Here is a 15,529-nt window from a genome sequence, read left to right as displayed (position 1 = left end):
CCATGGCATTGACAAAAGCCGCATTAGCGGAAAAGCTATTTGATGATATAGGTTTGAACAAGCGCGAGTCGAAAGATTTCGTTGAAAGCTTTTTCGAAGAAGTAAGATGCGCACTGGAAGAGGGTGAGCAAGTAAAGCTTTCCGGTTTCGGTAACTTCGATCTCAGGGAAAAGAACGAGCGTCCAGGACGGAACCCAAAAACAGGTGAAGAGATTCCGATAAGTGCACGTCGGGTCGTTACCTTCCGTCCAGGCCAAAAGCTCAAGGCCAGGGTAGAAGAATATGAGGGTGCAGTCGAGTAATCTACCGGTTATACCGGATAGAAAATACTTCACAATTGGGGAAACCAGTGAACTTTGCGATCTAAAATCTCATGTTTTGAGGTATTGGGAGCAAGAGTTTCCTCAACTGCAGCCGGTAAAGCGACGGGGTAACCGTCGCTATTACCAGCGACATGATATCGAGCTGATTCGTAAGATCCGCTCGCTATTATATGAGCAAGGTTTCACCATTCATGGTGCACGCCTAATGCTCAATAAGAAAAAAACCAAAACTGTTGCAGCATCGATAGCCGAAGTTTTGGCAAAAGAAGTTGTGACGGAAACGGCAAAACCTGTCGAATTGGAGACAATTGCGGCAGAATCGACTGTAAGTGTTGAGTCGGAAAGTATTGCAAGTCAGCAAGAAAGTGTTCAAGAACGAAATCAAGAAAGAGTAGAGCAGCAGACCGATTTGGCACTGGAGAGAACGTCAGCTTCAGGTATTTCCATTCCGGTCGATCCGCAGTTGCGACGGCAACTCATTGAAGAGCTTGATAGCGTTATCCAGCTTCTCAAAAAATAGCGGAAACTCCTTTGCAACCGGTGTCCCTTTGGGTATTATTCGCCGCGTTGAACTCGGGATGTAGCGCAGCCTGGTAGCGCACCTGCATGGGGTGTAGGTGGTCGGAGGTTCAAATCCTCTCATCCCGACCAAATTAAGGTCTTTTTTTGAAAGACCGAAAAAAGCCTTCACAGTAATGTGAGGGCTTTTTTGCGTTTAGCACAATATTTTTCTGGAGATTACAGTGGCTGATCTAGATAGCGGTTATCAAAATCGATTTGGTGGAATGGCTCGTTTATGCGGTCAAGTCGGCCAAAAGGTTTTGCAATCTAGCCATGTGATTGTGGTTGGTATTGGTGGTGTTGGCAGCTGGGTTGCTGAATCTTTAGCGCGCAGTGGTATTGGTCAAATTACCCTGATCGACCTAGATGATGTTTGCATTACCAATACTAATCGGCAGATTCACGCGCTGAAAGATACTGTTGGCCAAAGCAAAGTTCAGGTGATGGCAGAGCGGATTGCTTTAATTAATCCCGATTGCAAGGTGAATCAAGTTGAAGAGTTTGCCGACCGAGATAATTTATTCGAGCTGTTTGATGTCGGCGCAGATTATCTAGTCGATGCCATTGATGCCGCATCAGTGAAAGCCGCGATGATTGCTTGGGCTAAGCGCAACAAGCTTCCCGTAATAACAGTGGGCGGTGCTGGTGGCCAGCTAGACCCGTTGCAAGTTGTGGTGACAGATTTAAGCAAAACCATTCAAGATCCACTGTCGGCAAAAGTCCGTTCACTATTGCGTCGGCATTATAATTTCACTCGAAATACTAAGCGACGCTTTGCCGTGGAATGTGTGTCATCGACAGAACAGCTGCAATATCCTCAAGCAGATGGCAGTGTTTGCGGCGTTAAATCGGCAATGGAAGATGGCGTGCGCCTAGACTGTGCCGGTGGTTTTGGTGCCGCAAGTTTTGTCACTGCCACCTTTGGCATGGTCGCGGCTTCTCGGGTCGTTAATAAGTTAATTCAGAAAACTAAGTAATTGTTGGTGTGATTTAGTCGATCTGATTAATTTTGCGCTTTGATTTCTGAATGCGCTCGTTCAATTATTACTTTGGCAATCGCGGTTAATCCGCTGGCGCGGCTAGGGCTTAATTGTTTTTGTAGCCCCAGTGTTTGCATATAATTAGCCAAATCAAACTGAATAATTTGCTGGCTACTTTTCTGATTGAATGCCGCGAGCAAAATACAGCCCAATCCTCGAACTAGTTTAGCTTCCGAGTCGATTAATATTTGCCACTGATTTTTCTGATTTAATTCCATGATTAGCCAGCTTTTGCTCTCACAAGCAAAAATTCTAGACTGATCATTTTTTTGCTCATCAGCCAATGTTGGTAATTGTTTAGCAAGCTCGACTAATAATTTAATTCTTTGTTGCCAAGCTTTGGCTTTAGCAAACTGCTGTTCAATTTCTGCAGTATCGATGCTTTGACCAAAAACATGTTGAGGAATGCTATTCATTCGGCTAATAACTCCATTGCCTGTTCTAGGGCTTCTGCTAATGCGTTAATTTCGTTGGCGGTGTTGTAAGGGCCAATAGAAACCCGAAGGCAGCCAGCTAGGCCAAGGCTTTCAATTAATGGCATTGCGCAATGATGACCACTGCGTAGGGCAATATTCTGTTCATCAAGAATCATGGCAATATCGGCGGTATGAACGCCAGTAATGGCAAAAGCCTGAATTGATCCGGTGTTCGGCGTTAAAGCACTCACCCCGTCAATTGCGGTTAATTTTTCGCGGCATAATTCAGCTAACTGCTGCTGCCAATGTTCAATAGCTGGTTGATTTTGGCTTTTCAGCCAATTAATTGCGCTGGCCATGCCCAATGCGCCGGCAATATTGGGGGTGCCAGGCTCGAATCGGAAAGGCGGATTTTGAAATTCGCTGTAGTCACGGCAAACTTGGCGAATCATCTCGCCGCCAAATTGTACGGGTGGTAATTGCTCTAATAATTGGTAACGACCATAAAGCGCGCCAATGCCAGTAGGGCCAAATAGCTTATGGCCTGAAAATGCCAGAAAATCGCAATCGAGTTTTTTTACATCGATAGGTAAGTGAGTGATCGATTGTGCTGCATCGATTAAAGTAATTGCATTAATTTTTTTTGCATCAGAAATTATTTTTTCAATTGGATTAATGCTGCCAATGGCATTAGAAATATGACTGATTGCAACCAGCTTAGGTCGCTGTTCCAGTATTTGCTGCCAGCATTGCATATCTAACTGATTGTTCTTATTTAGTTCAATCCAACATAGTTTTAATTGTTTGCGTTTTGCCAGTTGCTGCCATGGCACCAAGTTCGCATGGTGCTCCATTACCGAAAGCGCAATTAAATCGCCGGGCTGAAATTGATTTTCTAATAATTGCGCCGCCAAATTAATTGCTTCAGTAGTGCCTTTGCTGAAAATAATTTCTTCAGGTTTCGCCTTAATAAATTGAGCGACTGTGGCGCGTGCCGATTCAAATTGCTCGGTGCTTTTACTAGCCAACCGATAACTAGCGCGATGGACATTGGCCAGCCCGGATCGCCAAACTTGATCCATTGCTTGAATAACCGACAATGGTTTTTGGCTCGTCGCTGCACTATCAAAATAAATTGGAAAATCATCTTCAGAAAAGCAAGGGAATTGATCTCGCCAAGGGCTTGAGTCCGGCATATCCAAAATAGAAGCTTGGGATTGTTTTGACATATTTGATTGCGGCTTTTGAGGCATGAGGAACCAGATAAAGATTTGGCCAAAGGCGATTGCTGCGCGATAAGCGCGGATCATGCATCAGCAATAAAGTGAGATCAAGCCTTGTCAGATCAAGGCCGGTTTGCCTGCAATAAGCTGAGCGCGTTTAGCGTTTTTTAATTGATCGGGCGGCGAGATCAACCGCAGTGGATTGAAGTTGCAGCTCTGAAGATAAATCTAGTAAATAGATATTTGGAGCCTGTTTAAATGTATGGCCACTGGCTGCGACATGAAACTGACCCTTTGCCGTGGTGTGTTGCTGAAAAAGCCACAAAGGATCGCTGTTGCTATTTTGGTTATCTGAAAAGTGGCCGTCTGAAAAATGGCTGTTTGTGGATTGACTGTCTGGAAAGTTCGGCTGATCGAGATTGAATTCAAGGCTTTTGGGATCTTGTGAAAATCCTTTGCCGATTAATTTTAAACGGGCTTCTTTAGCGACCCATAAATCAAAAAATAATTGCAGTGGATCAGATGATTGCTCGAGTTGTTGGGTTTCTTTGCCAGTAAAGACAGTGCTGGCAATTTCAAACGGATCAAGCTTATTATTGCACCATTCAATATCCAGCCCGCAGTCTCCATTAGGATTGACTAGTAGGCCGATTAATTGTTGGCTGTGGCTTAGATTGAAACCGCATGATGGTTGTTTAAGCTGTTGCTTTAGATAGGGCTTGCCGTTGTCAGTGATTGCTAACTGCCAAGCATCAAACCAATGGTCAAATAACAGCTGAATCAACAAACGACTGATTTTAAATTCCTGTGCAGGTTTGCTGGCAAGTCGCTGTAATTTTTGTTGCTGTTCCGGCGCAAGCAGTTGATCGGAAGATTGCAACAGATATTGGCCAAGTCGACTGTGCTGCTCAAGCAGAAAAATGGTGGGCGTAATGGGAAATGCTATGGGAAATGCTAATGGGTGTTTGATAGTCACTTGCGGCTACTCAAAAAAAAGCGCTTATACCCATCGTACTTGAAAACGCTCGGGCGTTGACTGCTTTCGCTCACCCCAATCACTCATAACCGTAAGCTCATGGGGCTTCGCTCACTTGCCGCCTACTAGCATCTCCAATTACTTTGGGTATAGGCAAAACAAACCATCGCTACTGCTTAGCTTCTGCGATGGTTAATCATATTGATGTGAAAACTATCAAATAATGATGGGGTTTGTTCAAGCGCTATTTTAGCGAGTGGCTAATTTTCTTTTGCTTTGAGCTTTAAAATGCTAGCGCTGGGCTGCTCTGGTTTGCTGAGTGATAGGCACCAATCTCGTAATAATTGGTTTGGAATTACCGGCGCATTGGTCGGGTCATGGTATTGAGTTTGAAAATTCAAATAGGTCTTCCAGAGATAACAAGGCGCGGCTTTATCATTGAGCATGTTCAGTAATTGGTATTCATCATCTTCGCCGTAAGTCTGCCAAACCGTATCTATTAAAGCATTCATTGCACTGAAAGCTTCATTTTCCGGTAGGGTTTGGCCGGTCGGCTCAGATTTATCTTGCAACGGGCTTTGTAGCAGCATGCGATTGAAGCGAAGGTCGGCGGGTAGATCTTTAAGCGTGATATACCAATAAATAGTATTGATGAGTGGTAATTCTTTGGCAGCATAAACTGGTTCACGGATGAGCGGTATGTCATGAACTGCCATATGCCAACCATGCGTCAGAATCATCAATAAATTCAGTTTAATTGCATTGATTGCGATACCTTCTTTCTCACTGCGTTCAATCAGGGCGTTGGCTAAGGCTGAGGTCGCGACCATTCCGTAATGAGGTAAAAGGTGTTGCGGTTCGGCTCGATATTTATCGAGGTTGGTTGTGTGCCAGTCCATTGGATACCAGAATTGTTTGACTTGGTTATAAGCGTAATACCTCTGGGCGGAAAGTTAGAAAAATCGAGGTAGGAAATTCCTAAACTGAGATCTGCTGGGTATCCTTTGGCGAAAGCCAAGATGTTTGTTAGGAGAGCGGAATGTTGGCAGGCATACTTCTGGCCGGTGGTCGATCCAGCCGGATGGGACAAAATAAAGCATTACTGCAATATCAAAATCAGCCGTTGCATCAGCATATGGTCGGACTTTTGACGCAGGCAGGTGCAGGGAAGGTGGTGGTTAGTGGCTTGCCTGAACATCAGGGGTATGTGCCAGATCGTGTTGAGGCGCAAGGGCCTATTGGTGGTATAGATGCCTGTATCCAGCAACTTGATACAGCAGAATATGTGCTGGTTTTGCCAGTGGATATGCCGTTGCTACCAGTCGCATGTTTAACCCAATTAGTTGATCAGTTAAAAGCAAATGCCAGTGGTGTTTGCTTTGAAAAATACTGGCTACCTTGTGGCCTGCGAAATGATGCGGATTTAAAACAGCTGCTTACAAAATTAATGGCTTCGCAAGACGGCCGTGACCGTTCAATGCGAGCGCTTTTGAAAGGTCGCGAGTTAACTCAACTGGATTTAACTGCAGATCATCGGCGATTTATCAATGCCAATACCCCAGGCGAGTGGCAAACTTGTTTGGAGTTTGATCAAGGAAAAGAAGCATGACTCGATTGACCCACTTAGATGAACATGGCAAAGCCCATATGGTTGATGTGGCAGATAAGCCGTCAACTACTCGAACCGCCTGTGCCCAAGCGCAAGTCACCATGAGTGAGCAAGCTTTTCAATTATTAAATGAAGGCACTCACAAAAAAGGTGATGTGCTGGCTGTTGCCCGAATTGCTGGCATTCAAGCAGCTAAGCAAACTTCAAACTTAATCCCTTTGTGTCACCCGTTGATGTTGACCAAAGTTCAGGTTGATTTCGAGCTTTGCCCGCCGAATCAGGTAAAAATTGCCACCCTGGCCAAATTGAATGGCCAGACCGGCGTTGAAATGGAAGCTTTGACCGCAGCGAGCGTTGCTGCATTGACGATTTACGATATGTGTAAAGCAGTTGATAAAGGCATGGTTATTGATGGCGTTCGTTTGTTATCAAAATCAGGCGGTAAAAGTGGTGACTATCAAGCAGGCTCAGGTGGCGTAAATGATTAAAGTACTTTTTTTCGCTCGATATCGTGAAGCTTTAGGATGTGAAAGCGTTGAAATGCCAGCGGTTGATGATTTGACGGTTGCCTTGCTTAAGACGCAACTTTCCGAGCAAGGTGAAAAATGGTCGCAAGTTTTATCCGAGTCTCGAGGTTTGGTTGCAGTTAACCAGCAAATGGTTAAAGACAGTCACCTCATAAAATCGGGTGACGAAGTTGCATTTTTCCCTCCGGTCACCGGAGGTTAATGATGATTTCAGTGCAGCTGGAAGATTTTAATTTGGGTGATGAGTATCAGCAGTTATCTGATGACTCTGAAACAGGTGCAATTGCCACTTTCGTTGGAAGAGTGCGTGGTAGTGAATCCGGTTCTGGAATTGATGCGCTTTACCTTGAGCATTATCCAGCGATGACACAAAAATCTCTGGAGCAAATTGTTGAGTTAGCAAAGCAGAGATGGAATTTATTACAAGTGCGGTTAATTCATCGCTTTGGAAAACTGGAAGCAGGCGCACAAATTGTATTTGTTGGTGTCAGTTCTTCCCATCGCTCTGATGCATTTGCCGCTTGTGAGTTCATCATGGATTATTTGAAGACCTCAGCACCGTTTTGGAAAAAATCAATTTCTGATGCCGGAGAAACTTGGGTTGATGCCAAGGAATCGGATCAGGACCGCGCTTCTCGTTGGGACTGATTTTTCAGTTCCGGCGTTTCACCTCTAGTTTTTACCTAATTGGTTGTCAGCTATTTTTCGGCCTTGCAGCTTGCTTTTTGCTGATTTTTGACTATTCCAGTGTAAGGGTTTTGTTGGCTGGGCTGCTGGTTTGATTTCAAAAACCACGTTCAGGCAATTTCCGCTAGTTGTTTTCTAGTAGTTCTTCTTCGATAGAACCTAGTAGCCAAATCCGTAACTAATAAAATAGAAGTCCATAGGGGATAGTCCAGTGAACTGGCTTTTTGCTTTTTTTGATAAACATCCCGATCTACCTCAATTGCTGGATCAGCAACCCATTTACGCCGATGAAGATCTTAAAGTTTCATATTCTGGCGCAGTAATGATTCGAGACGATGAAAGCATTTGGCTTGAATTAGGCCGCCGTTTGAAAACCCGAGCAAAAAAAATCACCAGCTATGAAGTGCAATTTCAGCGCGCTTTGTTACTTAAAGCACTTAGTTGGAGGGTTGGCCCAGATAGCTATACCAGATTGAAGTCTTCTTTTGATAAATTATCAGAGGCGCGCTTACATATTACTAGTGTGGTAAAGGGCGCGGCAGAAAACGAAACAATCCCGCTGCTTGAGTTAATTGAAATGCCAATGAAAGGTGAGTGGTTGGTTCAAATTAACCAACAAGCTTGGGAAATTTTGGCGCGAAATACAGATGAAATAGCAAAAGCCAGCTAATTTGTTGTTGACGACCACGTTTTTGCATTTTGTTTTTAATGTATTTGCCAATTGGGATTGTTATTCGCGGCGGCATTCTTTACATTTCGTAAGTATAAGTGGACGAATTTAAGGCGTTGGCGCAGAGCCAACGTTTCGGCTTGTTAAGGAGAATTCAATAATGAAAAAAGGCTCTTTTCTGAAAAGGAGTGCAGTTGTTGCCTTTAGTGTTCTGCTAATGGCGGGCTGTGGGGGTTCTGGGGTAACTGATACGACTTCTGGTGGTGGAACAGATGGTGGAACGGATGGTGGAACGGTTACGCCGCCGACAACACAACCATTTGCTACTACCTGTGTTGGTACGGGATCTTCTGCGACACTTGGCTTTGTCAATTTTGACGGCGCATCTTCTTTGGAGTTAGCACAAAAAGGTAGCCAAAGTGATAATCGACCTCAAAGTTCTACTGTTGTTTTTAGTGCGTGCAGTGAGGATGGAACACCTGTTGCTGGTTTGACTGTTTCTTTCAGTCTTAGTACTTCATCAGGTGGAATTGCTATTAGCCAAGCATCGGCAACAACAGATGCTAACGGACAAGCCAGCACCACTATAACCAGTGGAACAACAGCAACTGCGTTTATTCTTGCGGCATCAGTACAGCAATCATCAATAACTGAAACTAAGAACCAAGTATTTACCATTGGTGGATCAGTGCCGGATGCTAATTCCTTTTCGTTGTCACAGGCTGCGACTAACGTCGATGGCTATGAATTCGATGGCGCAACTGCAGGGATTAATATTCGATTGGCTGACCATGTAAATAATCCAGTTCAAGATGGCACGCCAGTTAGTTTCATTACCAATGGTGGTGCAATCCAGTCAAGTTGTCCAACGGCCCTTGCTGGAGGAACTGCATCTTGTTCTGTTACTTGGGAAAGTCAAGATCCGCAGCCTTGTTATTACGAGCAAGTGACCTTGAGTGCTGCTCAAACCGGTCTCACAGGCATTGATATTAATGAAGCTGTTGCTGTTTGTGGCCGAGCTGCCGTTTTAGCGTGGACTGAAGGCGAAGAATCGTTTAATGATCCAAACCAAAATGGTGTCTATGATGCTGGTGAAACAGTTATTGGCGTTAATAATCAGCCAGGTGGTGATTTAGCTGAACCTTATCTGGATGTGAATTTTAACGGTCAATATGATATTGCTGAGGCATTTGTTGATGCAAATGGCAATAGTGCTTTCGATCCAAGTGAAACTTACACTGATTCAAATAATAATGGTGTTTATGATTCAGCTGAGCCGATTGTAGATCGTGATGGTGATGGCACTAGAACGGCCGGGGATGCGAAATACACAGGTTTGCGTTGCGAAGAGACAAATGCATCTTGTACTAGAGGAACATTATTCCTTTATGATCAAAGAACCGTTGTTATGTCGGGTAGAACGATAAATGCACGAATTTTGCCAGCAAGTGCTAGACCTATAATCCAGGCAGCAGTTGCTAGAAGTTCATATGCTCAAACTATTGCTATCTTGGATAAGTTGGTGGCTGAAGCAACTCCTTATACATATGGGGATGAACTTACACTGTTGGTTCAAGATCAAAATGGCAACCCTTTAGCTGCTGGTACGACAATAGCTATTGCTGCTGAAGATGTTGACATGATACCCGCTGCACCAAGTGCAACTCTGGGGCAGACGGCTACTCTAGAAAATGGACAGTCTTGGTTGAACTTCACTTTGGTTCAGCCAGATGGCGGTAGTGGAACGCCTCCAGAAGAAGGCACTCTGACGGTGACTATTACTGTTTCACGAGCTGATAGTGGTGTCTCTACGCTGGCGATTACATATGTAGTTGAAGATTAATTGTATTGAAGAAGAAGCCCCGCATCGCGGGGCTTTCTTTTGCCCTCACATTTGCTTACCCTTCCTTGATGCTGTTTTCATAACAAGACCAAATGCTTCCTCCTGATTATCGCAACAGTATTGCCTTTAAACTGGCTCTTAATATTTTGGCTTTCAGTGCGCTGATCACTGTGCTGGCGACTGGGCTACAGTTGTATCTGGGTTATGAAAAAGACCGGGCAACTATTGAGCGCAGGTTAAATGAAGTTCAATTTAGTCATCTCGGTGCGATATCTTCTGCTTTATGGAATGTTGATGAGCAGCAGCTCAATTTGCAACTGGAAGGCATTCTAAAAATTCCTGAAATTCAATATGTCGAGCTGGCAACACCCTATGAGGTAATCTCTCGGGGCGTGCCTGCTGAGGCAGATCACCTCGCGTTACAGCGCACTTTCTTTGTCATGGATGTACAAGGCGGCACCGAATACCCATTGGGTGTTTTGCATTTAACCGCCAACATCGAAGCAGCCTGGACGCGTCTTAAAGATCAGATGCTGACCACGTTTGTTGCAGAAGCATTAAAAATATTCTTGTTTGCCGCATTTTTGATTGTCATGTTTCAGCTGATGGTGACCCGGCATTTAAATGATATGGCAGCTTATGCTCGGCGGTTAGACATTCATCATTTAGATCGTGAGTTAACCATTCGCGGCGGTCGGCGCAAAAAAACCGGGTTAGATGATTTAGATCAGGTAGTCGCGGCGATTAATACCATGCGGGTCAATCTGGGTGCTGAGTTGGAGCGACGGCTGGAAGCACAAAGTCGTTTATCAGAGCAGCGGGATTTGTTAAATAACATTATCTCCAATCTACCCAGTGCGATTTATTGGAAAGATCGAGCCAGTCACTATTTAGGCGGCAATGAAAATTTTGCCCGCTTGGCAGGTGTTAGTAGTTCTCGGGAAATTGTCGGTTTAACTGATGACGAGTTGAATCTGGCGCTGCCGGTGTCAAAGCACCAAGACCAAAAAATTATTGAAACCGGTCGGCCACGAATTAACCGTGAAGAAAGTTTCGTTAATGCCGAAGGGCGAATGGCGACCTATCTAATTTCTGAAGTGCCGATTCACGATAAAGCAGGCCAGGTAATCGGTATCTTGGGCATTCATACGGATATTAGTGAGCGCAAAGAAACTGAAGAACGCATTCGCGATCTTAATCATAATCTGCAAGTTCAGCTTCGCGCTGCCGAACGCGCTGAACGTGAACTAATTCAGATTAAAAACTTCCTGAAAAATATCATTGATGCCATTCCTGCTGTGTTAGCGGGTGTTGATACCTATGGCCGGGTGACGCATTGGAATCGTGCTGCAGAAGTGTTGTCTTTCCGGCGAGAAGACCAAGCGCTTGGCCAACCATTACATGAATTGCTTGAGCCTTTAAGCGGTGAGATCGGCAATATCATTTCCTGTATTCGCCAAAAAACACCGTTGTTGCGGCCAAAACTGCAACATATTGATGGTGATACGGTTCGTTATTATAACTTTGCGGTTTATCCGTTAGACGGTCAGGGATTTGAAGGTGCGGTAGTTCACCTAGAAGAAGTGACCGACCAGGTTCGCCTGAAAGAAATCATGGTGCAAACCGAGAAAATGATGTCAGTTGGCGGTTTGGCTGCAGGCATGGCGCATGAAATCAACAATCCGCTGGGTAGCATTTTGCAAAGCACGCAAAATGTTGAGCGCCGATTAAGCAGTATATTGCCGAGAAACCGTCAGGTAGCCAAAGAGCTTGGGCTAGATTTGCTCAAGGTTGAGGAATATCTCAAGCGCCGCGATATTTTGAAGTTTCTTGCTGGTGTCAGAGAGTCTGGCGAGCGAGCATCGACCATTGTTCGAAATATGCTGGGCTTTAGTCGTCGCAGTGAAGGCAATCATACCGAAACCGATATTCATCGATTGCTTGATCGGTCAGTTGAATTGGCGGCTAATGACTATGATTTGAAAAAACATTTTGATTTTAGAAGCATTGAAATTCAACGAGAATACGATGTAGATATTACTACCTTGCCGTGTGACCCAGGTCAGATAGAGCAAGTCGTTTTAAACCTGCTGAAAAATGCCGCACAAGCAATGGATGGAAGAGTCGATCATCCGAAAATAACCATGCGAAGCACCAAACTAGAGGGTAAGGCACGACTTGAAATCGCGGATAACGGGCCGGGAATTACTGAAAAAATTCGCAGTCGAATTTTCGAACCCTTCTTTACGACTAAAGCAGTCGGTATTGGAACCGGGCTTGGTTTGTCGGTTTCTTATTTCATTATCACGGATATTCATAGCGGTACTATTCGTGTCGATTCTCAGCCGGGGCAGGGCAGTTGTTTTATCATTGAGCTGCCCTTATCTAAGTAGTTCGTTTATTTGTGAGACGTTGTATGTCGCTGCAAGCCATGGTTCAAAAAATGAGCCGAGAAACCTATCTTAATATCAAGCAATCGGTTGAAACCAGTCGTTGGGCCGATGGTAATTATTTATCAGCAGAGCAAAAACAGCATTGTATGGATTTGATGCTGGCTTGGGAGCAATTACACGGTGAGTCGCTTACTCGTACCAAATCAGAGCTAGGCTGCAAAAGCGTGATGCCTAAAGCTGAAGTAGTGCCGCAAGTCATCAAATTGAGTGACGAATAATGAGCAATCGTCAGCCAATAATGACGATTGCTTTTATTGCTGCGTCGTTATTGTTGAGTCTGCCATTTCTGGCGCTCAACCAAAATTGGCCGTTTCAATTCTTTGCCATCTCGGCTTACCAGAACAGCCTTTCTGCATTTGATCAGCCGTGGCGTTTTGTTACCCCGATATTTTTACATTTCTCAGCACTGCATCTGATTTTCAATATGTACTGGCTGTGGGAATTTGGCCGTCAAATTGAAAGAATTCAAGGCCGATATGTATTACTGGGATTGGTTGTAGTAACTGGGGTTATTTCAAACCTGGTTCAGTATTATATGACAGGGCCTTTCTTTGGCGGTTTTTCTGGCGTGCTGTATGGATTGCTGGCTTGGTTGTGGCTCTGGCAAAAGCGCGAACCTTGGTCTGGCTATTTAATTCCTTCCGGTTTAATGACCATGATGCTGGTTTTTCTGGTGCTTGGTTGGACTGGCTTACTAGGTAGTATCGCTAACTTTGCCCATCTTGGTGGTTTAGTTGTCGGTGCCATTCTTGCTGCAGCAGTTCTGGCTTTTAGAAAATAAAGCCAGAATCCAACTCGTTATCATCCCTCGCTTTACTGCCTTCATTTATTGTTGCCTCTAATATCTTGCTTGCCAGTTATGACCGTTCGGGCATAATGCTGACATAGTGTCGAAATAAGAGGCATAACAATGACACACTCGAAATATCCGAATTTGCTGCAACCGCTCGACTTGGGCTTCACTCAATTGAAAAATCGGGTGCTGATGGGCTCGATGCATACAGGCCTTGAAGAAAGCCTGTTTGGTCGGTTGGATAAAATGGCCGCATATTTTGCTGAACGCGCCCGTGGTGGTGTTGGCTTGATGGTCACGGGTGGTATTGCGCCGAGTTTGGCTGGACGAGGTGCGCCGACTCACGCTCAAATGACCAATAAACTCCATGTCTGGAAACATAAGGTCGTTACCGATGCAGTTCACGCAGAGGGCGGTAAGATTTGTATGCAAATTTTGCATACTGGACGTTATGCCTATCACCCGCTGGCTGTTGCACCTTCCCCGATTAAATCACCGATTAGTCCTTTTAAACCTAAGCCAATGTCAGGCCGTAAGGTTGAAAAAACCATTGATGACTTTGCTCGTTGTGCTTATTTGGCTCAACAGGCGGGTTATGATGGCGTTGAGGTAATGGGCTCGGAAGGTTATTTAATTAATCAGTTTATTGCTGAGCATACTAACCACCGCACCGATGATTGGGGCGGAAGTTATCAAAATAGAATTCGTTTTCCGCTGGAAATAGTTCGTCGTATTCGCCAAAGAGTCGGCGAAGAATTTATTATTATTTTCCGCTTGTCGATGCTCGATTTAATCGAAAAAGGCAGTAGCTGGGAAGAAATTGTTTTGCTGGCTAAAGAACTAGAAAAAGCCGGTGTGACGATTATTAACACCGGTATTGGCTGGCACGAAGCGCGCGTTCCAACCATTGCAACCATGGTGCCTAGAGCAGGTTTCAGCTGGGTCACTAAAAAGTTACGCGGTGAAGTGAATATTCCGCTGTGCACCACTAACCGAATTAATATGCCGCAAGTAGGTGAAGATGTTTTGGTTCGTGGCGATGCCGATATGGTGTCGATGGCGCGTCCATTCTTGGCTGATCCCGATTTGGTCATCAAAGCCGAGCAAGGCCGTGAAGATGAGATTAATACTTGCATCGGTTGTAACCAAGCGTGCCTTGACCATGTCTTTAAAGCCAAACGTGCATCTTGTTTGGTCAACCCCCGCGCTTGTTACGAAACCGAACTGAATTATTTGCCGACCACCAGCAAAAAGAAAATTGCAGTGGTAGGCGCCGGCCCTGCTGGTTTAAGTTGCGCCACAGTGGCTGCTGAGCGAGGTCATGACGTGACTTTGTTTGATGCAGCACCGGTTGTTGGCGGCCAATTTAACGTGGCAAAACAAATTCCTGGAAAAGATGAATTTTCAGAAACGATTCGTTATTTCGGCCGTAAAATTGAAACTACCGGTGTCGATTTACAATTAAATACGCCAATTATTGCTGAAGATTTAATCGGTAAGTTTGATGAAGTCGTTTTGGCGACGGGAATTTTACCACGCACGCCACCGATTGAAGGTGTCGAACATAAAAAAGTGCTCGGCTATTTGGATGTGTTAAAGCATAAAGCGCCGGTTGGCCAAAAAGTAGCCATTATTGGTGCGGGTGGTATTGGTTTTGATACCGCGGAATATTTAACCCACCAAGAAGCACTTAATCAAGACCCGGTTGCCAGTTATATGGCGGAATGGGGCGTTGATATGAGTAACGAAACTCGTGGTGGTGTGATTGCACCGGTACGGGAAAATCCGCCGCGGCAGATTTGGTTGTTGCAACGGACACAAGGCAAGCCAGGTGCCAAGCTAGGTAAAACTACCGGCTGGATTCATCGAACCCAATTAAAAAATCGTAATGTTCATATGCTGGGCAATGTCAGTTATCAAAAAATTGATGACCAAGGCTTGCACATTAGCATTGATGGCAAAGCACAATTACTCGATGTCGATAATGTGATTATCTGCGCCGGTCAAAGCTCTGAAAAATCACTGCAGCAACCGTTAATTGATGCTGGTGTAAAAGTGCATTTAATTGGCGGCGCAGATTTGGCGAGTGAACTCGATGCCAAGCGCGCGATTAAACAAGGTGCCGAAGTCGCTGTTTCGATTTAATGGTTAGATATTAAAAAATGACTGACATTTGTCAGTCATTTTTTTGCTTGAATTATCGTTTTCCTGTGTGGGTTGTCATGAGCATTGCGAGTAGCACTGGTTGTTGAAATGTCACGCTCCGCTCTAAACAACCTACATATTTATTAAGATCGATGCGTAATTATTCAAAAAATCCGATGCTTATTTCAATTGATACATCTGATTTTCATTAGCTATTCCCTGCTTTGTGCCAAATCTGCCCAAATCACGTACAATCCGTCCAC

At 44.7% G+C, this 15,529-nt stretch carries 16 protein-coding genes, 1 tRNA gene and 1 pseudogene; 14 read left to right on the top strand and 4 right to left on the bottom strand.

The window, feature by feature from the left end:
• The first annotated feature begins 2 nt into the window (after positions 1 to 2).
• From ihfA to tcdA, 4 genes and pseudogenes are all read left to right on the top strand, one after another.
• Positions 3 to 302: an integration host factor subunit alpha gene (gene ihfA / locus DC094_RS00705; protein WP_116685182.1), complete on the top strand. Its 300-nt coding sequence runs from the start codon at positions 3 to 5 to the stop codon at positions 300 to 302.
• Positions 283 to 537: pseudogene (locus DC094_RS22480) on the top strand (MerR family transcriptional regulator); the annotation flags it as partial. The gene ihfA and the pseudogene DC094_RS22480, both read left to right, overlap by 20 nt.
• A 360-nt stretch (positions 538 to 897) precedes the next feature.
• A tRNA-Pro gene (locus DC094_RS00695) sits at positions 898 to 974 on the top strand.
• A gap of 92 nt (positions 975 to 1,066) precedes the next feature.
• Entirely contained in the window at positions 1,067 to 1,861 is a 795-nt protein-coding gene (gene tcdA, locus DC094_RS00690; protein ID WP_255420850.1) for a tRNA cyclic N6-threonylcarbamoyladenosine(37) synthase TcdA, read from the top strand.
• Between the two features lie 26 nt (positions 1,862 to 1,887).
• Here the strand turns inward: tcdA and DC094_RS00685 are convergent, their stop codons facing one another.
• The 4 genes from DC094_RS00685 to DC094_RS00670 form a co-directional block, all read right to left on the bottom strand.
• Positions 1,888 to 2,340 carry a SufE family protein gene (locus tag DC094_RS00685; protein WP_116685180.1) on the bottom strand — a complete coding sequence of 151 codons (453 nt, stop codon included), beginning with the start codon at positions 2,338 to 2,340 and terminating at the stop codon, positions 1,888 to 1,890.
• Positions 2,337 to 3,569 (bottom strand): aminotransferase class V-fold PLP-dependent enzyme, encoded by a 1,233-nt coding sequence (locus DC094_RS00680; protein WP_206605542.1) that lies wholly within the window; start codon positions 3,567 to 3,569, stop codon positions 2,337 to 2,339. The genes DC094_RS00685 and DC094_RS00680 overlap by 4 nt, the downstream gene beginning before the upstream one ends.
• Positions 3,570 to 3,720: 151 nt before the next feature.
• The gene (locus DC094_RS00675; RefSeq protein WP_116685179.1) at positions 3,721 to 4,539 is read right to left on the bottom strand and encodes a 4'-phosphopantetheinyl transferase family protein; all 819 of its coding nucleotides are present in this window, start codon (positions 4,537 to 4,539) and stop codon (positions 3,721 to 3,723) included.
• Positions 4,540 to 4,799: 260 nt separating this feature from the next.
• Positions 4,800 to 5,438, bottom strand: coding sequence for a hypothetical protein (locus DC094_RS00670; RefSeq protein WP_116685178.1), 639 nt, complete (start codon positions 5,436 to 5,438; stop codon positions 4,800 to 4,802).
• A 140-nt stretch (positions 5,439 to 5,578) separates the two neighbouring features.
• Between DC094_RS00670 and mobA the strand changes: the two genes are divergently transcribed.
• From mobA to DC094_RS00620, 10 genes are all read left to right on the top strand, one after another.
• A complete protein-coding gene (gene mobA, locus DC094_RS00665; RefSeq protein WP_116685177.1) occupies positions 5,579 to 6,148 on the top strand; it encodes a molybdenum cofactor guanylyltransferase in 570 nt (189 codons plus the stop codon).
• Positions 6,145 to 6,636, top strand: a complete 492-nt coding sequence (moaC, locus tag DC094_RS00660; protein ID WP_116685176.1) for a cyclic pyranopterin monophosphate synthase MoaC — start codon at positions 6,145 to 6,147, stop codon at positions 6,634 to 6,636. The genes mobA and moaC overlap by 4 nt, the downstream gene beginning before the upstream one ends.
• The gene (moaD, locus tag DC094_RS00655) at positions 6,629 to 6,877 is read left to right on the top strand and encodes a molybdopterin converting factor subunit 1 (RefSeq protein WP_116685175.1); all 249 of its coding nucleotides are present in this window, start codon (positions 6,629 to 6,631) and stop codon (positions 6,875 to 6,877) included. The genes moaC and moaD overlap by 8 nt, the downstream gene beginning before the upstream one ends.
• Positions 6,877 to 7,323, top strand: a complete 447-nt coding sequence (gene moaE, locus DC094_RS00650) for a molybdopterin synthase catalytic subunit MoaE (RefSeq protein ID WP_369406191.1) — start codon at positions 6,877 to 6,879, stop codon at positions 7,321 to 7,323. The genes moaD and moaE overlap by 1 nt, the downstream gene beginning before the upstream one ends.
• Positions 7,324 to 7,573: 250 nt before the next feature.
• A complete protein-coding gene (locus tag DC094_RS00645; RefSeq protein ID WP_116685173.1) occupies positions 7,574 to 8,032 on the top strand; it encodes a hypothetical protein in 459 nt (152 codons plus the stop codon).
• A 160-nt stretch (positions 8,033 to 8,192) separates the two neighbouring features.
• A complete protein-coding gene (locus DC094_RS00640) occupies positions 8,193 to 9,875 on the top strand; it encodes an Ig-like domain-containing protein (RefSeq protein WP_116685172.1) in 1,683 nt (560 codons plus the stop codon).
• A 92-nt stretch (positions 9,876 to 9,967) separates the two neighbouring features.
• Positions 9,968 to 12,268, top strand: coding sequence for an ATP-binding protein (locus tag DC094_RS00635; RefSeq protein ID WP_116685171.1), 2,301 nt, complete (start codon positions 9,968 to 9,970; stop codon positions 12,266 to 12,268).
• A gap of 23 nt (positions 12,269 to 12,291) precedes the next feature.
• The gene (locus DC094_RS00630; RefSeq protein WP_116685170.1) at positions 12,292 to 12,546 is read left to right on the top strand and encodes a DUF1315 family protein; all 255 of its coding nucleotides are present in this window, start codon (positions 12,292 to 12,294) and stop codon (positions 12,544 to 12,546) included.
• The gene (locus tag DC094_RS00625) at positions 12,546 to 13,109 is read left to right on the top strand and encodes a rhomboid family intramembrane serine protease (RefSeq protein ID WP_116685169.1); all 564 of its coding nucleotides are present in this window, start codon (positions 12,546 to 12,548) and stop codon (positions 13,107 to 13,109) included. Before DC094_RS00630 ends, DC094_RS00625 begins: the two co-directional genes overlap by 1 nt.
• 129 nt (positions 13,110 to 13,238) lie before the next feature.
• A complete protein-coding gene (locus DC094_RS00620; protein ID WP_116685168.1) occupies positions 13,239 to 15,266 on the top strand; it encodes an NADPH-dependent 2,4-dienoyl-CoA reductase in 2,028 nt (675 codons plus the stop codon).
• The last annotated feature ends 263 nt before the right edge of the window (positions 15,267 to 15,529 follow it).

Source organism: Pelagibaculum spongiae (assembly GCF_003097315.1).
Taxonomy (GTDB): domain Bacteria; phylum Pseudomonadota; class Gammaproteobacteria; order Enterobacterales; family Pelagibaculaceae; genus Pelagibaculum; species Pelagibaculum spongiae.
This window is presented reverse-complemented; position numbering and strand designations above follow the sequence as displayed.